This window comes from Pseudomonas sp. GW821-FHT04D07 (genome assembly GCF_059420225.1).
Genome location: NZ_JBWKTH010000010.1, coordinates 147,413 through 166,455, shown reverse-complemented (window position 1 = coordinate 166,455; position 19,043 = coordinate 147,413). Strand labels below are relative to the sequence as shown.

Here is a 19,043-nt window from a genome sequence, read left to right as displayed (position 1 = left end):
CCATCACGAGCAAGCTCGCTCCTACTGATACTTCGAACCGGCTTCTAAGGCTGAAGATGCGACTGGCCCCATCCCTGCTACTCACGGCCCTGACCCTGTTTCCCGGCCTGTCCGCCAACGCCGCCCCCGCGCAGCACGCGCTGACCGTCTACGGCGAACCGGCCAAATACCCCCCTGGCTTCAGCCATTTCAACTACGCCAACCCGCGCGCGCCCAAGGGCGGCAGCCTGCGCCGCTCGGCCATCGAGATCGGCCAGTTCGACCATATCCTGCCCTATGTCGACAAAGGCACCGGCGTCACCCAGATCGACGGCTGGATCTACTCCCCGCTGGCCGTGCGCTCTCTCGACGAGCCCTATACCGTCTATGGCCTGGTGGCGGAAAAAATGCAGCGCGGCGACGACGGCCTGTCCCTGCGGTTCTACCTGAACCCCAAGGCCCGCTTCGCCGACGGCACGCCGATCACCGCCGAAGATGTGCGCTACACCTACAACCTGCTGATGACCCAGGGCAGCCTCAGCTACCGCATGCAGTTCGAAGCGGTAAAAGCTGTTGAAGTCGAGTCGCCGACCCAGGTCCGCTTCGACTTCAAGAACAACGACAACCGCTCACTGCCGCTGGATATCGCCAGCCTGCCGGTGCTGCCGGAGCACTGGTGGAAGACCCGCGATTTCGCCGACGGCGGCGGCTACGAAGCCCCGCTGGGCAGCGGCCCGTACAAGGTGAGCAAGATCGACTCCGGACGCAGCATCACCTTCGAACGCAATGCCGGCTGGTGGGGCAAGGACCTGCCGGTCAGCCGCGGTCTCTACAACTTCGACCGTTTCACCCTCGAATACTTCGGCGACACCGACGTGGCCCGCCAGGTCCTGCGCGGCGGCGCCTATGACTACAACCGCGAGTTTTCCGCCACCGGCTACTCCATCGGCTACGACAGCCCGGCCCTCAGCGATGGCCGCTTGCAAAAGGCCCATCTGGCCCGGGAGGCGCCGCAATCTGCGCAGGGCTATCTATTCAACCTGCAAAAGCCGATGTTCCAGGACCGCCGCGTGCGTGAGGCCCTGGCCATGCTCTGGGACTTCGAGTGGAGCAACCGGCAGATGATGCGCAACATGTACATTCGCCAGCAGAGCTTCTTCTCCAACACCGCCCTGGCCGCGCGGCAGTTGCCCGACAAGGCGGAACTGGCGATCCTCGAACCGCTGCGCGGACAGATTCCCGACGAAGTCTTCAACCAGGTCTTCGAAGCGCCGAAAACCGACGCCAGCGGCAACCTGCGGGACAAACAGCTACAGGCCCTGGCCCTGCTGGAGCAGGCCGGCTGGAAGCCCGACGGCGATCGCCTGGTCAACGCTCTGGGCGAGCCGCTGAGCTTTACCTTCCTCAACGCGCAAAACGGTATGGAGCGGCTGCTGTTACCGTATAAACGCAACCTGGCGCAGATCGGTATCAGCATGGATATCCGCCGCATCGACGCCTCGCAGTACGTCAATCGCCTCAAGGCCCGCGACTACGACATGATCGTCAGTGGCTACCCGGTCACCACCTCGCCAGGCATCGAGCTGTACAACTACTTCGGCTCCGCGGCGGCCAACGACCCAGGTTCGAGCAACTTCATGGTTCTGAAAAACCCGGCCGTGGATACCTTGATCAACGGCCTGATCAAGGCCGATACCCAAGCGCGGATGCTCAGCTACGCCCACGCCCTGGACCGGGTGCTGCAATGGAACTACTACTGGATTCCCAACTATTACCCGCCGGGCACCTCGACGGTCTGGTGGAATCGCTTCGGTTTCCCCCGGGAGCAGGCCAGCAATGACCCCGCTGTCGAAACCTGGTGGGAAGTCAGCCCGACCCCGCTGACCAACGAACAGATGACCGCCGAGCTGATCAAGCGCGGCAGTTCCGGAGGACAGCATTGATGCTGGCGTACACCCTGCGGCGCTTGCTGCTGATCATCCCGACACTGATGATGATCCTGCTGGTCAATTTCATTATCGTCCAGGCCGCCCCCGGCGGCCCGGTGGAACAGGCCATCGCCCGCTTGCAGGGGATCGGCGGCGCGGGTGCCGGCGCCCTCGGTGGTGGTGGCGACACAGTGCAAAGCGCCTCACGGGCCAGCCGTGGCCTGGACCCCAAGCTGATCGCCGACATCGAGCGCCAGTACGGCTTCGACAAACCGGCTCCCGAGCGCTTCTGGCTGATGCTCAAGCACTACGCCAGCCTGGACTTCGGCAAAAGCTTCTTTCGCGGCGCCCAGGTCACCGACCTGATCCTGGAAAAAATGCCGGTGACCATTTCCCTCGGGCTCTGGGCCACGCTGATCACCTACCTGGTGTCGATTCCCCTGGGCATCCGCAAGGCGACCCGCCACGGCAGCCGCTTCGATGTCTGGAGCAGCACCGCCATCGTCATTGGCTACGCCATGCCGGCGTTCCTGTTTGCCATGCTGCTGATCGTCGCCTTCGCCGGCGGCACCTCGCTGAACTGGTTCCCGGTGCGCGGGCTGGTGTCGGAGAACTTCGACCAGCTCTCGACCCTGGGCAAGATCGCCGACTACTTCTGGCACCTGGTGCTGCCGGTCACCTCGCTGGTGATCGGTGGTTTCGCCACCCTGACCATCCTGACCAAGAACTCCTTTCTCAATGAAATCACCCGCCAGTACGTGGTCACCGCCCGGGCCAAGGGCCTGAGCGAACGACGGGTGCTCTACGGCCATGTGTTCCGCAACGCCATGCTGCTGGTGGTCTCGGGCATTCCCCAGGCGTTTATCAGCGTGTTCTTTGCCGGCTCCTTGCTGATCGAGGTGATTTTCTCCCTCGACGGCCTCGGCCGCCTGAGCTACGAAGCGGCGGTGTCGCGGGACTATCCGGTGGTGTTCGGCTCATTGTTCATCTTCACCCTGTTCGGCCTCTTGATAAAACTGGTCGGCGACCTCTGCTACACCCTGGTCGACCCGCGTATCGACTTCGCCGCGAGGAACGCCTGATGTTCAGACTCTCGCCCGTGAGCCGACGCCGGCTCGACCGCTTCAAGGCCAACCGCCGTGGCTGGTGGTCGCTGTGGCTGTTCGCCGCGCTGTTCGTCCTGAGCCTGGGGGGCGAGTTGATCGCCAACGACAAGCCGCTGGTGCTCAGTTACCAGGGCTCGCTGTATTTCCCGGCGTTCAAGCGCTACACCGAGCAGGAATTCGGTGGCCAGCTACCCTTCCAGGCCGACTACCGCAGCGACTACGTGCGCCAGTTGATCACCAAGGATGGCGGCTGGATGCTGTTCCCGCCCATCCCGTTCAGTGCCGACACACCCAACTACGACCTCAACAAACCGGCCCCCAGCCCGCCGACCACAGTGAACTGGCTGGGCACCGACGACCAGGCCCGGGACGTCCTCGCGCGGGTAATCTTCGGCGCCCGGGTGTCGATTCTCTTCGCCCTCGCCCTGACCGCCGTCAGCGCCCTGATCGGTGTTGCCGCCGGCGCCCTGCAGGGCTACTACGGCGGCTGGATCGACCTGCTCGGCCAGCGCCTGCTGGAAGTCTGGTCGGGCCTGCCGGTGCTGTACCTGCTGATCATCCTGTCCGGCTTCGTTGAACCGAACTTCTGGTGGTTGCTGGGCATCATGGCGCTGTTTTCCTGGCTGGCCCTGGTGGACGTGGTCCGCGCCGAGTTCCTCCGTGGGCGCAACCTGGAATACGTCAAGGCCGCCCGGGCCCTGGGCCTGACCGACCGCAAGATCATCCTGCGGCACATCCTGCCCAACGCCATGAACGCCACCCTGAGTTACCTGCCGTTCATTCTCACCGGGGCGATTTCGACCCTGACAGCGCTGGACTTCCTCGGCTTCGGCATGCCCGCCGGCAGCGCTTCCCTGGGCGAACTGATCGGCCAGGGCAAACAGAACCTGCAAGCACCCTGGCTGGGCTTCACCGCCTTCTTCACCCTGGCGCTGATCCTCTCGCTGCTGGTGTTTATCGGCGAGGCGCTGCGCGATGCCTTCGACCCCCGTTCATGAACCAGGCCGCCGCGATGACCCATAACCTGATTGAAATCCGCCAGCTCAACGTCGCCTTCAACGGCCAGCCGGCGGTGCGCGACCTGTGTCTGGATATCCGTGCCGGTGAATGCCTGGCGCTGGTGGGCGAGTCCGGTTCGGGCAAGTCGGTCACCGCGCACTCGATCCTGCAACTGCTGCCACGCAGCGGCTGCCAGGTCGCAGGCAGCGTGCGCTATCGCGGCCAGGAACTGCTGGGAGCCGACGACCGCACCTTGCGCAGCATTCGTGGCGACCGTATCGCGATGATCTTCCAGGAGCCGATGACCTCCCTCAACCCGCTGCACAGCGTGGAAAAGCAGATCGGCGAAACCCTGCTGCTGCACAAGGGCCTCGGCGGCAAGGCGGCCCAGGCACGGATTCTCGAACTGCTCGAACTGGTGGGTATCCAGAAACCCCGGGAGCGTCTCAAGGCTTATCCCCATCAACTGTCCGGCGGCCAACGCCAGCGCGTGATGATCGCCATGGCCCTGGCCTGCGAACCGGAGCTGCTGATCGCCGACGAACCGACCACGGCCCTCGACGTGACAGTGCAGCGCAAGATCCTCCTGCTGCTCAAGTCCCTGCAACAGCGCCTGGGCATGTCGCTGCTGCTGATCAGCCATGACCTCAACCTGGTGCGTAGCATCGCCCAGCGGGTCTGCGTGATGAAGGCCGGGGCGATTGTCGAGCAGGCGGACTGCGAAACCCTGTTCAAGCACCCGGCCCACCCCTACAGCCGCGTGCTGCTGGACGCCGAACCGGCGGGCCAGCCACTGCCGCTGGAGGACAATGAGGTGGTGTTGCAGGCCGAGGACATACACGTGCGTTTTCAGGTCGGTGGCGGGCTGTTCCGACGCAAGGAATACCTGCACGCCGTGGACGGCATCAGTCTCAGCGTGCAGCGCGGCAAGACCCTGGGCATTGTCGGCGAGTCGGGTTCCGGCAAATCCACCCTCGGCCAGGCGATCCTGCGCCTGCTGGACGCCAAGGGCAGCATCCGTTTCCAGGGTGCGGCCCTCGACGGCCTGAACCAGAAACAGCTGCGGCCCTGGCGCAAGCAGATGCAGGTGGTCTTCCAGGACCCGTTCGGCAGCCTCAGCCCACGCATGTCGGTGGCGCAGATCATCAGCGAGGGCCTGGAGGTGCACTGCGCCAACACCCTTGCCGAGCGCGACGCCCTGGTGATTCGCGCACTGGAAGAAGTCGGCCTCGACCCGCAAAGCCGCCACCGCTACCCCCATGAGTTTTCCGGCGGCCAGCGCCAGCGCATCGCCATTGCCCGGGCCCTGGTGCTCAAGCCGGCGCTGATCCTGCTGGACGAACCGACCTCGGCGCTGGACCGCACGGTGCAGAAACAAGTGGTCGCCCTGCTCCGCGATCTGCAGGAAAAACACGGCCTGACCTACCTGTTCATCAGTCACGATCTGTCGGTGGTGCGCGCCCTGGCCCATGACCTGATCGTGATCAGGGACGGCCAGGTGGTCGAGCGCGGCGCCACTGACGCGGTGTTCGATGCGCCGCAGCATCCTTATACTCGGGAACTGCTCGCCGCGACCCTGATAGCCCCCGACTTGATCGCCCCGACTTGATCGATCGCCGCCCGCCGGCAATGGACGAACCTGCCATGACCGACACTGAAAGCCTCAAGGACTACCAGCAGGTTCGCCTGCTGGCGATTCGTTCGCTGTTCGAAATCATCGAGCAATCCAGCGAAGGCACGGTGATCGTCGACCGTGACGCGAATATCGTCTGGATGAACGAGCGTTACGCCCGACGCTTCGGCCTGGCCAATGCCGGCGAAGCCATCGGCCGTGCTTGCGAAAGCGTGATCCCCGGTAGCCTGTTGCGCGAAGTGGTGCGCACCGGCCATCCGATCCTGCTGGATTTGCAGGACACGCCCAAGGAACCCCTGGTGGTCATGCGCCTGCCGATCCACGACGCCGTCGGCACGGTGATCGGCGCCATCGGCTTCGCCCTGTTCGATGAGCTGCGCAGCCTGTCGCCGCTGCTCAAGCGCTACCAGAGCATGCAGGCCGAGCTGGCTTCAACGCGCTCGCTGCTGCGCTCGCGGCAGACCAAATACAACTTCGCCCACTTCATCGGCACCAGTGCCGAGAGCCTGGAGGTCAAGCGCCGGGCCCGGCGTGGCGCCAGCAGCGACTCACCGGTCCTGCTGCTGGGGGAAACCGGCACCGGCAAGGAACTGCTCGCCCAGGCGATACACAGTGCTTCGCCACGGGCGCACAAGGCCTTTGTCAGCATCAACAGCGCGGCGATTCCGGAGACCTTGCTGGAAGCCGAGTTCTTCGGTACCGCGCCGGGGGCCTTTACCGGTGCGGATCGCAAGGGTCGACCCGGCAAGTTGCAGATCGCCCAGGGCGGCACGCTGTTTCTCGATGAGATCGGCGATATGCCGTTGCCCCTGCAAAGCAAGTTGCTGCGCGTGTTGCAGGAGAAGGAGTTCGAGCCGGTAGGTTCCAACGAGGTACTGCGCAGCGATGTGCGGGTGATTGCCGCCACGTCCACCGACCTTGAGGCGGCTATCCGGCGCGGTGAGTTTCGCGCCGACTTGTATTACCGGCTCAATGTTTTGCCGATTCAGGTGCCGCCCTTGCGCGAACGCCTGGAGGATCTGCCGGCGTTGAGCGAAGCGATCCTCGAAGAACTGCGCAGCCATCATGAGCTCGCGGCCGAAGCCCTGGAGCTGCTGGGCCGGCACGCCTGGCCGGGGAATGTCCGCGAACTGCGCAATGTGCTGGAGCGGGCGGCGCTGTTGAGTGATGCGCAGGTGTTGAGTGAGGCGGATATTCGCGGGGCCATTGGTACGTTCAGGCCGCTGGAACGACCGCCGGCGCGAGCCATGGAACCGCTGGGCAATGAGACTTTCAGCGCGGCCCGGGAGCGTTTTGATCGGCAATTGATTGAAGCGACGTTGGCGCAGTGCGCCGGCAAGGTCGTGGAGGCGGCGAAACAATTGGGGCTGGGGCGGTCGACGCTGTACAAGAAGATGGTGGCGCTGGGGATTGCAGAGTCTCAATAAAGAGACTTTAGTCTCAGTATGGAGAGTACCCTGCACTCTTATCGCGAGCAAGCTTGCTCCTACAGGGTTGTGTCGTGCTCCAGATAGGTGTTCGACACCGTCCTGTAGGAGCCTGGCTTGCCAGCGAAGGGGCCCTCGAACACACCGATGTCTCACTACAGAGACAAAAAACCCTCCCCCTCACCAAAAATACTAAAAAAACCATATATTTCAATAACTTAAAAAAATGGCACAAAACTCGCAAACCCTACAGGAGATTCAGACCTAACCTACAAAAATAACAATTTTGGAGACACACCATGAGTGTGATCATCGCCCTCGCGGCGCTGGCGTTGCTGATGCTGGCCGCCTACCGTGGTTACAGCGTTATCCTGTTTGCCCCCATCGCCGCCCTCGGCGCCGTCCTGCTCACCGACCCCTCCGCCGTCGCCCCCGCTTTCACCGGGGTGTTCATGGAAAAAATGGTCGGCTTCGTCAAACTCTACTTCCCGGTATTCCTGCTCGGCGCCGTATTCGGCAAGCTGATCGAGCTGTCCGGTTTCTCGCGCTCCATTGTCGCCGCCGCCATCCGCCTGTTCGGTACCCGCCAGGCAATGTTGGTAATCGTGCTGGTCTGCGCCCTGCTCACCTACGGCGGCGTCTCGTTGTTCGTGGTGGTGTTCGCGGTCTACCCGTTTGCCGCCGAGATGTTCCGCCAGAGCAACATCCCCAAGCGCCTGATGCCGGCGACCATTGCCCTCGGCGCGTTCTCCTTTACCATGGACGCCCTGCCCGGCACGCCGCAGATCCAGAACATCATCCCCAGCACCTTCTTCAATACCACTGCCTGGGCCGCGCCCTGGCTGGGGCTGATCGGTACGATTTTCGTGTTCTGCGCCGGCATGCTGTTCCTGCAACGCCAGCGCAACCGGGCCCAGCGCGCGGGCGAAGGCTACGGCACGGAGCTGCGCAACGAACCGGAAACCGCCGAGGACATCCGCCTGCCCAACCCCTGGGTCGCCCTCTCTCCGCTGTTGCTGGTGGGTATCATGAACCTGCTGTTCACCCACTGGATTCCACTCTGGTACGGCAAGACTCACACCCTCAGCCTGGCGGGCATGACCACGCCGGTACAGACCGATATCGCCAAGCTGACCGCCATCTGGGCGGTGCAGGCCGCCCTGCTGGTGGGCATCATCATGGTCCTGCTCTTTGGCTACCAGGCCATTCGCGGCAAACTGGCCGAAGGCAGCAGGAGCGCGGTGAGCGGCGCCCTGCTGGCGGCGATGAACACCGCCTCGGAATACGGCTTCGGCGCGGTCATCGCCTCGCTGCCGGGTTTCCTGGTGCTGGCCGACTGGCTCAAGAGTATTCCCAATCCGCTGGTCAACGAGGCCATCACCGTTACCCTGCTGGCGGGGATCACCGGTTCCGCCTCCGGCGGCATGAGCATCGCCCTGGCGGCGATGTCCGACAGTTTCATCAGCGCCGCGCATGCCGCGAATATTCCGCTGGAAGTTCTGCACCGGGTCGCGGCCATGGCCAGCGGCGGCATGGACACCCTGCCCCACAACGGCGCGGTGATCACCCTGCTGGCCGTCACCGGGCTGACCCATCGGCAAGCCTATAAAGATATTTTCTGCATTACCCTGATCAAGACCGTGGCGGTCTTCGTGGTGATCGCAACCTTCTATGCCACCGGCATCGTCTGAGGAGTCGACAATGAGTCTCAAAGGTAAAACCGCCCTGGTCACCGGCTCCACCAGCGGCATCGGTCTGGGCATTGCCCTGGGCCTGGCCCGGGCCGGCGCCGATGTGGTGCTCAATGGCTTCGGTGACGCTGGCGCGGTGATCGCCGAGGTCAAGCAGTTTGGTGGCCGGGTCGGCCATCACCCGGCCGATGTCAGCGACCCGGCGCAGATCGCCGAGATGTTCGCCTATGCCGAGCGCGAGTTCGGCGCAGTGGATATCCTGGTCAACAATGCCGGGATCCAGCATGTCGCCACGGTGGAGGCGTTCCCGGTAGAGCGCTGGGATGCGATTATCGCCATCAACCTGTCGTCGGTGTTCCACAGCACGCGCCTGGCGCTGCCGGGGATGCGCGCCAAAGGCTGGGGGCGGATCGTCAATATTGCCTCGGTCCACGGCCAGGTCGGCTCCGTGGGCAAGGCCGCCTATGTCGCGGCCAAGCACGGGGTGATCGGCCTGACCAAGGTGGTGGGCCTGGAAACCGCCACCAGCAACGTCACTTGCAATGCCATCTGCCCGGGCTGGGTGCTCACCCCGCTGGTGCAGAAACAGATCGACGACCGCGCCGCCGGCGGGGTCGATCCGCAACAGGCGCAACACGATCTGCTGGCGGAGAAACAGCCGTCGCTGGAGTTTGTCACCCCGGCGCACCTGGGCGAACTGGTGCTGTTCCTGTGCAGCGAGGCCGGTAGCCAGGTACGCGGCGCGGCGTGGAATATCGACGGTGGCTGGCTGGCACAATAGTTGATTGCCTGATATCGAATCTCGAAAACACCACTACACCTGCGGGAGCCGGCTTGCTGGCGATGAGGCCAGCGAATCCTGCGTTGAACTCGAGGACGCTATCGTCGGCAAGTCAGCTCCCACAGGATTGCGGGTGTCAATAAAGGTGGTGTGCCGTCAAAGATCGGTTAGACAAACAACAAAGGAAAGACCATGACCGAAGTCCTCTGGCGCCCCGACGCCGAGCGTGTCAGCAAGACCCGGATCGAAGCGTTCCGGCGCTTCATCAATCATCGCCACGACCTGCAACTGGGCGACTACCCCGCCCTGCACCGCTTCAGCATCGAGCGCCGGGAGGACTTCTGGCAGGCCATCGTCGACTTCTTCGACGTCGAGTTCCACACCCCGGCCAGCGCGGTACTGCGCGAAGGCCCGCGGATGCCCAGCGCCCACTGGTTCCCGGGCGCCACCCTGAACTTCGCCGAACACTTGCTGCGCCGCCGTGACGATCACCTGGCCGTGGTCGCCGTCAGCGAAGACGGGCGCCGGGAAACCCTGAGCCACAGCGAACTCGCCGGCCAGGTCGCGGGCCTGCAAAAAAGCCTGCGGGCCGCCGGCGTCGGCCTCGGCGACCGGGTCGCGGCCTGCATGCCCAACACCTGGCAAACCCTGGTGGGCATGCTCGCCACCACCAGCCTTGGCGCCATCTGGTCGTGCTCCTCGCCGGACTTCGGTACCCAGGGCGTGATCGATCGCTTCGGCCAGATCGAGCCCAAGGTGCTGATCACCTGCGCCGGCTATCGCTACGCCGGAAAGTTGATCGACCAGACCGCCAAACTCAACGAAATCCTCGAACGCCTGCCCGGCCTGCAGCAACTGGTGATCGTGCCTTACGCCCGTCCCCAGGCGCGCGTCGAGGACTTCCGCAGCCAGGCCCGGGTGACGTTGTGGAACGACTTCTACCAGGCCGGCGGCGATCCCGAATTCACCCCGGTGCCGTTCGCCCATCCGCTGTACATCCTCTATTCCAGCGGCACCACCGGGGTCCCCAAGTGCATCGTCCACAGCACCGGCGGGGTTCTGCTGCAACACCTCAAGGAACACGGCCTGCATGTCGACCTGGGGCGCGACGATTGCCTGTTCTACTACACCACCTGCGGCTGGATGATGTGGAACTGGCTGGTCTCGGGCCTGGCGGTCGGCGCCAGCCTGGTGCTCTATGACGGCTCGCCGTTCCATCCTGGCCCGCAACGCCTGCTGGACCTGATCGACAGCGAAGGCATCAGCGCCTTCGGCACCAGCCCCAAGTACCTCGCCGCCCTGGAAGACGCCGGTCTCGAGCCACGCCAGAGCCATCGGCTGGACAGCCTGAAAACCTTGCTGTGCACCGGTTCGCCGCTGTCGCCCCACAGCTACGACTATGTCTATTGCCAGATCAAGGACGAGGTCTGCCTGACCTCCATGTCCGGCGGCACCGATATCGTCTCCTGCTTCGTCAGCGGCAATCCGGTGCTGCCGGTGGTGCGCGGCCGGATGCAGTGCAAGAGCCTGGGCATGGCGGTGGAAGTCTGGGATGAGCACGGGCGCCCCGTGCTTGAGGCCAAAGGCGAACTGGTCTGCACCCGGCACTTTCCGGCCATGCCGGTGGGTTTGTGGAACGACCCGCAAGGGGAAAAACTCAAGGCCTCCTATTTCAGCCAGTTTCCCGGGGTCTGGGCCCAGGGCGACTATGCCGAGGAATTCACCGACGGCGGGATGATGATTCACGGGCGCTCCGACGCCGTGCTCAACCCCGGAGGGGTACGCATCGGCACGGCGGAAATCTATCGGCAGGTGGAAAAGGTCGAACAGGTGCTGGAGAGCATCGCCATCGGCCAGCAATGGCAGAGCGATGTGCGGGTGGTGTTGTTCGTCCGCCTGCGCGACGGTGTCGAACTGGATGAGGCCCTGGAGCAGCAGATCCGCCAGGTGATCCGCGCCAATACCACGCCTCGCCATGTGCCGGCGAAGATCCTTGCGGTCACGGACATCCCGCGCACCCTCAGCGGCAAGCTGGTCGAGCTCGCGGTACGTAATGTGGTGCATGGGCAGGCGGTAAAAAACACCGATGCCCTGGCCAATCCCGAGGCGCTGGAGCAGTTCCGGGACAGGACCGAGCTACAGTCCTGAAGCATACGGCGGGAGCCGGCTGACCGGCTCCCGCCAGCGCGCTAGATCGACAGGGACTGCAATGTGATGCTGCCAATCGTCGGTGTGGTGCCCGGATCTGGCTCACCGATAGGTACCAATGTCACCGTGGGCGCAGCCTCCAGCCCCCCAGTGGCGAGCAGCTTCTGTATGCGCTCGCCGACCAGGAAGCTGACACGTGTGGAAGAGGCATGATGCCCGCCGTGCATACCCTGCAAGCCAACCCCGAACATGCTGATGCCACCCACCAGATACTCAGGCGTCGGCGCGGCTCCGGCCGGCAACCCCAGATAGACCAGATAGCTGTTGCCGGGCTCTCCGTTCGCTTCGATGGCATCGAACGACAAGGCGTAGACGCTGCTGGAGGGCAGAGCCTTGAGCTGCGCACCAAAGGATTGTTTGAGCGCATTGGCGGCGACGGGAACCTGCAATGCCACGCTGATCGCCTTGCCCCCCAAGGCGATCGCCTTGGCCGTGGCTCCAGGGGCGACACTCTCGGCACGCAGCTGGAAATTTTTCTGAGCGGAGGGAAACGGCAGGCTGCCCTTGGGACGCTCGGCATACTCCGCATAAACGTAGGGATAGGCCAGGGTCGTCGTATCGAGTACTTGCGCCACCTTGACCTTGACGCCCTTGCCCGCTCCGTCGGCAAAGACCCAGGTCTGGTTCAGGAAAGCGCTGTCATTGGGGTTCTTTCCGCCACTCTTGTTCCAACTGGCCCAGATTCGGTCGATATTGGCATGGTGCAGCCAGAAAATCGGGTCGTTCGCCGCCCAAGGGACCTGGCCCATGCCTTTCTGATTGCCGACATCGCCATGCAGGGCGCCGTGGGGGTTGCCATTGATGTTGGAACAGAACCCCGCCACGTTACCCTTGTCGGCGTAGTTAGGCCACTTCATGCAGGACAAGTCGAGCGGGTTGCCCGCATCGACCACGGGTTTCCCGGCATTCGAGCCCGGGTTGCGATCAGGACGATACAGGGGCGCCCAGACAGGGTCCTTCTCCAGCAGAAACTGCTTGGGCATGACGCTGTAGTTGTTACCGCTGGCGCTGTAGGGACCGGTATAGTCCCAGTACGGCAGCGTGAAGTCGGGCCGGCCCGAAACGGCGCGGATAATCTGCTCGAAATACAACACATACATGCGGTGCCACGGTAGAAAGGCATTGGAATTGACGCCCTGGCTGGCGTGGGGTTCGCATGTCCACCACATAGCCTTCGCCAGCTCCTTGTTCGGACTGCTACCTGGGCCATACATCTTCTCGATGGTTTCCGGCTTGGGTCGATCACCAGGCATTGCATGGGTGTACCACTGAAAGGTCCAGGACAGCGGGTCCTTGGGATCCTTGGCCATCATTTTCTTCACGGCATCGGCATAAATCGCCAACATCTTCTGCCCTTCCTGGGACAGCACGTTGTAGCGCATCAGGGTCTTGCCCTGGACCGCCCAGGCATTGTTCATCAGACCGAATGGCAGCATCGCCATCCCACCACCCACTAAACCTGCCTTCAGCACCTTCCTTCGACTGATTGTCATCTTCACTCCTTGAGCCGTACGAATTGATCTCCACAATCAACAGCAAGGTCAGAGTAGCAGTGAAGGACCATTCCCCCATCAACGCGGGAACTTTTACATCAGTCCGATGTCCTGACGATCGAAATATGCTCGACTCGCGGCGAGTAGCCCGGTTCTTCGGGGCGAACGGGAATGAAGGTCAAGGTGGCCGGCTGCGTCAACCGCCCGGCATCGCGCAAGCGGACCAGCGCCTGGTCGAGTAGAAAGCTGAGCCGTTTGGGATGCTCGGCCACGTAGTGGTCAGGGGTGTCATAAAAATTCAACCCCCCCAGATAGCCGGGATCATCAGCGCCGGGAATGCTGTCCCGCGGCAGATCAAGGTAGAGATGATAGGCGACCGCCGGCGCCTCGGACGCCCAGATACCGGATAAAGCCAGGACCAATGGGCCTCGCCCTATCCAGGACGCCAGCCCCTGATCAGTGGGCATCGATGCCTGCAACACGACCTGCGTTCTTCCGACGCCGAGTTCGACCGGTTGCCCTGCGTCATAGAGCATATCGTCCGCCCAAACAGTAGAAGACAACGCCAAGGTCATTCCAAATAATAGGCTGAACCGCCACATACCCACCCTCCGAAACGGAGCGTTCTTACATCCGCTGCTCTTTACTATGGCACCCCCATGCTCGCGTAGCGATCTGCCGGCCCAACGGTCACGCGCCCTGGGCAAGCCGATCAGCCCCGGTAACGCAGCACCACCGCCCTGAAACTGCCGAACAGCGAGTAGCCGGCCACCAGGATTCGCCCATCGTCTTGCAAGGCCAGAGCGGTGGCGGTATCCAGGCTGTGGCCCAGACTGGTGCGCACCCAGCCGCGTCCGTCGGCGAAGTCCCGGTCCAACTGTCCATCGGCCAGGTAGCGCGCCAACACAAAGTCCGAGCCAAAGCCCATTACCGTCGAGCCCGCCAACAAAATCGAGCCATCGGCTTGGACCGCAAGACTGGCCCAAAGGCTGGCCGGGGTATCGATGTCCAGCAGGACGGCCTCGGTCTCATTGAAACCACGGTCCGGAGCACCCTCGCGATTGAACCCTTGCAGGGCACCGCGCATCGGGCCGAAACGGTTGCCGGCACACAGCAGCCGCCCGTTCTCGCCAGCGGCCAGCGCCGTCACCAGGGAACTGGCGCCGGCAAAGCCAAACGAGAGAAAACCCAGGTCGCCAAAGCCATGATCGAGACGACCATCGGCCTCGTAGCGCACCAGCAACCCCAACTGGGGAAAGCCCACCGAGCCACCCACCAGAATCTTGCCGTCGGCCTGGAGCCGGACGCAGCTCAACCAGGAGTTCATCAACAAATGCCGCACCAGGACAAAGCCACGCCCATTGAAGTCCGAATCCAGGCTGCCGTCGGGCTGAAGGCGGATCAATAACCCGACATAGTCGGCAAAGGTGTAGGTGTGATTGGCGATCAGCAGGATCTTGCCGTCGTCCTGGACCGCCCCCGTACAGGCCTCGACACCCGGCAACCCCGGTGGTAACCAGCCGTCCCGCGGGCCCTCGGCGAGCCCGCCGGGCAAACGCAGCACTTTCACGCCCAGGTCGCCAAAACCCGGGTCCAGGTGCCCATTGGCGTCAAATCGTGCCACGCCCGGCAAGGTATGTTCGGCGTCCAGGTAGTGCAGGCCGAACAGCAGGATCCGTCCATCGGCGAGCAACTGCACGCTGCTGGCCATGGCACCGGCACCGGCCTCGAAGCGGCCGCATACAAAACCGCCATCACCGAAGGAAGCGTCCGGCGTGCCGTCCTCATGCAACCGCGCCAGGCCAAAACAACAGCCGTCGGCAAAGCCCATCTTGAGCGCCAGCAGGACCTTGCCATCGGCACAGGCGACCACGTCATTGGCCAGGCTCGACAGACAACCGGGGAACTGCAACCTGAGCGTGCCCGACTGCCCAAACGTCGAATCCGCTTCACCCGCCGAGCTGAGCCGATAGCCTCGCAGTTCCTCCAGCATCATGAGCGGGTCCTCCCTGGGATTGGTGCCCTTGCCTGCCCTGCCGGCCGGCAGGGCTGCCGAGTATTCAATCGCTCATTCCCGCTTCCTACAACTGTTAGAAATGACAGTTGTAGGGTTTTTCCGAGCCAGAATACTGACTTTGCGGTCCTTTTTTATCTCCCAAAGCCTCCGGGCCGTTTTCAGGGCCACGCCAGGCTAGGCGGCGGCTTGTTGCGAGCGGCGCGCTGACAGGGTCACGGCGCGCACCGAAGCCCCGGCCTCAAGTCCCAGTTCCGCGGCGGTCCGCGCCTCGACCACCAGGGTTCCGGCAGCGACCCGGGCCGGCGCGGCGGTAATCCGGCATTCGGCGAACCGGCGATTGTGGATCAGGTACGGCTCGGCGTGATCCCCGGGCGTGCCGATACTCAGCACCAGCACCTGGCTGTCCCGCACGGCGCGAATTTCATCGGTGGCACACTCGATCAACGGCCCACCGTCGAAGATGTCGACGTAGTCCTTGAAGCCGAACCCTTCGGCCTTGAGCATGCCCAGCGCCGGCTCGGTATTGGGATGTACCCGGCCGATCACCGCCTGCGCGGCCTTCGGCAGCAGGCAGGTGGGCAATGGAAATTTTGGCATCAGTTCGGCGATAAAGGTCTTGTTGCCTTGGCCGGTGAGGAAGTCGGCATCGGCGAAATCCATCTTGAAGAAGTGTCGCCCCAGACCTTCCCAGAACGGCGAGATACCCTGCTCGTCAGAGTAGCCGCGCATCTCGGCGATCACCTTGTCGCCGAAACATTCGCGGAATTCGGCAAGGAACAAAAAGCGCGCCTTGGACAACAGCCGGCCGTTCAGGCCCTCGCGATGATTAGCCCCGAGAAACAGCGAGCAGAGCTCGGAATGGCCGGTCATGTCATTGCCCAGGAACAGGGTCGGCAGATGCTGGTTGATCGACAGGTTTTTCGACGCCGCGACCAACAGGCCGACCCGGTAGTTGTACCAGGGTTCGCGCAAGCCGACAGCGCCGGCCAGGGCGCAGATGCCCACGACTTCGCCTTCGGCGGCCTCAAGGACGAACAGGTAGTCGGCATCGCCCCGCTCGGCGATGCCAGCGAAGGTTTTTTGCGCCCATTCCAGGCGATGTTGCAGGCGCTGCGGGTCGGCGGGCAGCGTGGTCAGGCCGGCGCCAGCGCTTTGTGCCAGGGACAGCAGAGCTGGAAGGTCGGACAGGCGGGCGGGACGAACAATCATCGGGCACACTCCACGGCGGTGGGCTGTTTGGGCAGGAACACTTCGGCCAACATGCAGCGCGCACTGCCGCCGCCAATACGCTCGATGGTGTCGATCTTCACCGGCAAGGGCGTGGCATGGCGTTCGACTTGTCGTCGCTGCCCGGCATCGAGCGCCGCCCAGGCCGTGCGCGACATCACCAGCAGCGGTTCGCCCCGGCGGTTGTGCACTTCCAGCATATTGCCGGCGAAGGACTCCAACTGGTTCCAGTCCAGGGTCAGGACGGCTTTGCCGCTGGACTCCAGGCGCTGGCGCAGGCCGTCGCGTTCGCTCGGGTCGCTGACGGCCTGCAGGCAAACTACGGCCAGGTGCCGACCGACACTCATCATCACGTTGGTGTGGTAGATCGGCACCCCGGCCCGGTCCACGGCGTTGAACGCGCAAAGCTGGTAACCGAGGTGATCGAGCACCGGCTGCAAGGCTGCCGCATGGGTGCGGGTGGAATAGCCGGCATAGCAGATCCGCTGTTCGCGGTCGAAGACCATGCTGCCAGTACCTTCGAGAAACAGGCCCTGGGCTTCCAGGCCGGAAAAGTCCGCGCAGTGCAGCACCTGGTGCTGCTCACGCAGCCAATCGAGAACGCCCTTGTTGCGCTCCAGGCGGCGGTTATGCCCCTGCATCGGATAGATCACCAGGGTGCCGTCGGGATGGCTGCTCCAGCAGTTATTGGGAAAGATCGAGTCCGGGGTATGCGGCAAGGCGCGGTCCTGGTGCACCAGGACCTCGACATCGTGGGCGCGCAAGGTCGCGACATACTGGTCGAATTCCTCGAGGGCCTGCTGCTGGACGTTTTCGTCGGCCAGGGCCTGCTGCTGGAAACGGTTGTTGGCGGCGGTATCGGGATTGAAGGCGAAGCTCGCCGGACGAACCATCAAGACGGTGTGGGTGGTTTGCATGGGCACGAATTCAATGAGGGGTTGAGGTGCTCATTGTCTGTTCGAGGCGGGGAAAAACCCGGTTGATAAGCCGTTGGCGAAGGCTGGAAACGGCTGAAAGATTTGCGCGGTGCAGCAGAATCGGCGAGTGGATGAAACAACCTCGCAAGGGGAAAAATCAGCTGTCGACTTCAAGGCCCTCTTCGCGGGCAAGCTCCGCTCCCACCATGTCGGGGCCATGTTCAAAATCGGCGTATAACCGAGCCCCCGTAGGAGCTGGCTTGCCAGCGATGAGGCCCTTGAGCCTTGCAGCGGCCATCCGGACGCCATCGCCGGCAAGCCGGCCCCCACACAGGCAGGCAGTGTTACTCCATCGAGGTTTTGACCATCGCCAGCTCAGGATGGCTGACCAGCTTGTCGATATGCAACTCCGGGTCTTCCAGCCAGGTTTCCGTCAGGACCCGGTAATGCTCCATGTCGCGACAACGCATGCGCAAGCTGTAGTCGAACGCCCCGCTGATCAAGCGACATTCCAGCACCTGGGGGCAGGCCCGGGTCTTGGCCTCGAAGGCCTTCTGCGCCGCCCGCCCGCTCTGGTTCGACAACGCTACCAACACCAGCAACGACAAGCCCGACGAGAGTTTCTTCTCGTCGATAATCGCCCCGTAGCCGCGGATCACGCCCAACTGCTCCAGCTTGCGCACCCGTTCCAGGCAAGGCCGGGGGGTCAGGTGCACACGCTCGGAGAGCTTCTGGTAGGTGATGCGCCCGTCGTGGCGCAGCACCTCGATAATTGCCTGGTCGATGCGATCCAGGACGATCGACAGGTCACGAACATCCGCCATAAATGGCTTGCCTCACTTCAAACGGCCAGAAAGAAACTGTTGTAGACGCTCGCTTTGCGGATCATCGAGCATCTGGGCACTGCCCTGCTCTTCGACCCGACCTTGATGGAGAAACAGCACCTGGCTGGAGACCTGCCGGGCAAAGCCCATCTCGTGCGTTACCATGAGCATTGTACGACCTTCCTCGGCCAGCGCCTGAATCACTTTCAAGACCTCGCCCACCAGCTCCGGATCGAGCGCGGAAGTCGGCTCGTCGAACAGCAGGATCTGCGGCTCCATGGCCAAGGCCCGGGCAATCGCCACGCGCTGCTGCTGGCCGCCGGAGAGAAACGCCGGATGCTGCCCGGCCACCCGCTGGGGCAAGCCGACTTTGTCGAGATAGGCGCGGGCCCGCTCCTCGGCGTCCTTGCGCGCCACGCCCAGCACCCGGCACGGCGCCATGACAATGTTCTCGAGCACCGTCAGATGGCTCCACAGGTTGAAATGCTGGAAGACCATGGCCAGGCGGGTGCGCAGGCGCTGCAACTGCGCCGGACTGGTGACCTTCATCCCGCCCGGGGCCGGATGGGTGGCGATCAGTTCGCCGTCCAGTTCGATGCGGCCTTCGTCGGCCCGCTCAAGGAAATTGATACAGCGCAGCATGGTGCTTTTACCCGAGCCGCTGGCGCCGATCATGCTCACCACATCGCCGGAGCGGGCCTGCAGCGACACGCCCTTGAGGACTTCGTTATCGCCGAAGCGCTTGTAGAGGTTTTCGATATTCAATTTGTACATGGAAGCTCCCGGGGCAAGCCCTGGAAAAAGGGGAGAAAC

15 protein-coding genes are annotated in these 19,043 nt (G+C 63.4%); 8 read left to right on the top strand and 7 right to left on the bottom strand.

Annotated features, from left to right (window positions below):
• Positions 1–56: 56 nt before the first annotated feature.
• From AC07T0_RS14945 to AC07T0_RS14910, 8 genes are all read left to right on the top strand, one after another.
• Positions 57–1,922: an extracellular solute-binding protein gene (locus AC07T0_RS14945; protein ID WP_495001917.1), complete on the top strand. Its 1,866-nt coding sequence runs from the start codon at positions 57–59 to the stop codon at positions 1,920–1,922.
• Positions 1,922–2,989 carry a microcin C ABC transporter permease YejB gene (locus AC07T0_RS14940; RefSeq protein WP_495001916.1) on the top strand — a complete coding sequence of 356 codons (1,068 nt, stop codon included), beginning with the start codon at positions 1,922–1,924 and terminating at the stop codon, positions 2,987–2,989. Before AC07T0_RS14945 ends, AC07T0_RS14940 begins: the two co-directional genes overlap by 1 nt.
• Positions 2,989–4,011: an ABC transporter permease gene (locus AC07T0_RS14935; protein ID WP_495001915.1), complete on the top strand. Its 1,023-nt coding sequence runs from the start codon at positions 2,989–2,991 to the stop codon at positions 4,009–4,011. Before AC07T0_RS14940 ends, AC07T0_RS14935 begins: the two co-directional genes overlap by 1 nt.
• Before the next feature lie 14 nt (positions 4,012–4,025).
• A complete protein-coding gene (locus AC07T0_RS14930) occupies positions 4,026–5,621 on the top strand; it encodes an ABC transporter ATP-binding protein (RefSeq protein WP_495001937.1) in 1,596 nt (531 codons plus the stop codon).
• 35 nt (positions 5,622–5,656) lie between these two features.
• Positions 5,657–7,072: a sigma-54 interaction domain-containing protein gene (locus AC07T0_RS14925; protein WP_495001914.1), complete on the top strand. Its 1,416-nt coding sequence runs from the start codon at positions 5,657–5,659 to the stop codon at positions 7,070–7,072.
• Positions 7,073–7,371: 299 nt separating this feature from the next.
• Positions 7,372–8,763: a GntP family permease gene (locus AC07T0_RS14920; protein WP_495001913.1), complete on the top strand. Its 1,392-nt coding sequence runs from the start codon at positions 7,372–7,374 to the stop codon at positions 8,761–8,763.
• A 10-nt stretch (positions 8,764–8,773) separates the two neighbouring features.
• Positions 8,774–9,544 carry a 3-hydroxybutyrate dehydrogenase gene (hbdH, locus tag AC07T0_RS14915; protein WP_495001912.1) on the top strand — a complete coding sequence of 257 codons (771 nt, stop codon included), beginning with the start codon at positions 8,774–8,776 and terminating at the stop codon, positions 9,542–9,544.
• Between the two features lie 192 nt (positions 9,545–9,736).
• On the top strand, positions 9,737–11,692 hold the full coding sequence (locus AC07T0_RS14910) for an acetoacetate--CoA ligase (protein WP_495001911.1): 1,956 nt from the start codon (positions 9,737–9,739) through the stop codon (positions 11,690–11,692).
• Between the two features lie 41 nt (positions 11,693–11,733).
• Here AC07T0_RS14910 and AC07T0_RS14905 read toward each other — a convergent pair whose 3' ends face one another.
• The 7 genes from AC07T0_RS14905 to AC07T0_RS14875 all read right to left on the bottom strand — a co-directional run bounded on the left by AC07T0_RS14905 (position 11,734) and on the right by AC07T0_RS14875 (position 19,004).
• A complete protein-coding gene (locus AC07T0_RS14905) occupies positions 11,734–13,245 on the bottom strand; it encodes a tyrosinase family protein (protein ID WP_495001910.1) in 1,512 nt (503 codons plus the stop codon).
• Between the two features lie 98 nt (positions 13,246–13,343).
• Entirely contained in the window at positions 13,344–13,847 is a 504-nt protein-coding gene (locus tag AC07T0_RS14900; RefSeq protein WP_495001909.1) for a hypothetical protein, read from the bottom strand.
• A gap of 110 nt (positions 13,848–13,957) precedes the next feature.
• Positions 13,958–15,241 carry a hypothetical protein gene (locus AC07T0_RS14895; protein WP_495001908.1) on the bottom strand — a complete coding sequence of 428 codons (1,284 nt, stop codon included), beginning with the start codon at positions 15,239–15,241 and terminating at the stop codon, positions 13,958–13,960.
• 195 nt (positions 15,242–15,436) lie between these two features.
• Positions 15,437–16,471, bottom strand: coding sequence for an arginine N-succinyltransferase (gene astA / locus AC07T0_RS14890; protein ID WP_495001907.1), 1,035 nt, complete (start codon positions 16,469–16,471; stop codon positions 15,437–15,439).
• Complete coding sequence (gene ctlX / locus AC07T0_RS14885) at positions 16,468–17,406, bottom strand: citrulline utilization hydrolase CtlX (protein WP_495001906.1); 939 nt, start codon at positions 17,404–17,406, stop codon at positions 16,468–16,470. The genes astA and ctlX overlap by 4 nt, the downstream gene beginning before the upstream one ends.
• Before the next feature lie 344 nt (positions 17,407–17,750).
• On the bottom strand, positions 17,751–18,230 hold the full coding sequence (locus tag AC07T0_RS14880) for an Lrp/AsnC family transcriptional regulator (protein WP_495001905.1): 480 nt from the start codon (positions 18,228–18,230) through the stop codon (positions 17,751–17,753).
• A 12-nt stretch (positions 18,231–18,242) separates the two neighbouring features.
• Positions 18,243–19,004, bottom strand: coding sequence for an ABC transporter ATP-binding protein (locus tag AC07T0_RS14875; protein WP_495001904.1), 762 nt, complete (start codon positions 19,002–19,004; stop codon positions 18,243–18,245).
• Positions 19,005–19,043: the final 39 nt, after the last annotated feature.

What these genes read in the sequence shown, in the direction of transcription:
- ctlX (WP_495001906.1), bottom strand. Translation starts at nt 17,406, where the DNA reads ATGCAAACCACCCACACCGTCTTGATGGTTCGTCCGGCGAGCTTCGCC.
- AC07T0_RS14900 (WP_495001909.1), bottom strand. Translation starts at nt 13,847, where the DNA reads ATGTGGCGGTTCAGCCTATTATTTGGAATGACCTTGGCGTTGTCTTCT.
- AC07T0_RS14925 (WP_495001914.1), top strand. Translation starts at nt 5,657, where the DNA reads ATGACCGACACTGAAAGCCTCAAGGACTACCAGCAGGTTCGCCTGCTG.
- astA (WP_495001907.1), bottom strand. Translation starts at nt 16,471, where the DNA reads ATGATTGTTCGTCCCGCCCGCCTGTCCGACCTTCCAGCTCTGCTGTCC.
- AC07T0_RS14905 (WP_495001910.1), bottom strand. Translation starts at nt 13,245, where the DNA reads ATGACAATCAGTCGAAGGAAGGTGCTGAAGGCAGGTTTAGTGGGTGGT.
- AC07T0_RS14875 (WP_495001904.1), bottom strand. Translation starts at nt 19,004, where the DNA reads ATGTACAAATTGAATATCGAAAACCTCTACAAGCGCTTCGGCGATAAC.
- AC07T0_RS14910 (WP_495001911.1), top strand. Translation starts at nt 9,737, where the DNA reads ATGACCGAAGTCCTCTGGCGCCCCGACGCCGAGCGTGTCAGCAAGACC.
- AC07T0_RS14935 (WP_495001915.1), top strand. Translation starts at nt 2,989, where the DNA reads ATGTTCAGACTCTCGCCCGTGAGCCGACGCCGGCTCGACCGCTTCAAG.
- AC07T0_RS14945 (WP_495001917.1), top strand. Translation starts at nt 57, where the DNA reads ATGCGACTGGCCCCATCCCTGCTACTCACGGCCCTGACCCTGTTTCCC.
- AC07T0_RS14895 (WP_495001908.1), bottom strand. Translation starts at nt 15,241, where the DNA reads ATGATGCTGGAGGAACTGCGAGGCTATCGGCTCAGCTCGGCGGGTGAA.
- hbdH (WP_495001912.1), top strand. Translation starts at nt 8,774, where the DNA reads ATGAGTCTCAAAGGTAAAACCGCCCTGGTCACCGGCTCCACCAGCGGC.
- AC07T0_RS14940 (WP_495001916.1), top strand. Translation starts at nt 1,922, where the DNA reads ATGCTGGCGTACACCCTGCGGCGCTTGCTGCTGATCATCCCGACACTG.
- AC07T0_RS14920 (WP_495001913.1), top strand. Translation starts at nt 7,372, where the DNA reads ATGAGTGTGATCATCGCCCTCGCGGCGCTGGCGTTGCTGATGCTGGCC.
- AC07T0_RS14930 (WP_495001937.1), top strand. Translation starts at nt 4,026, where the DNA reads ATGACCCATAACCTGATTGAAATCCGCCAGCTCAACGTCGCCTTCAAC.
- AC07T0_RS14880 (WP_495001905.1), bottom strand. Translation starts at nt 18,230, where the DNA reads ATGGCGGATGTTCGTGACCTGTCGATCGTCCTGGATCGCATCGACCAG.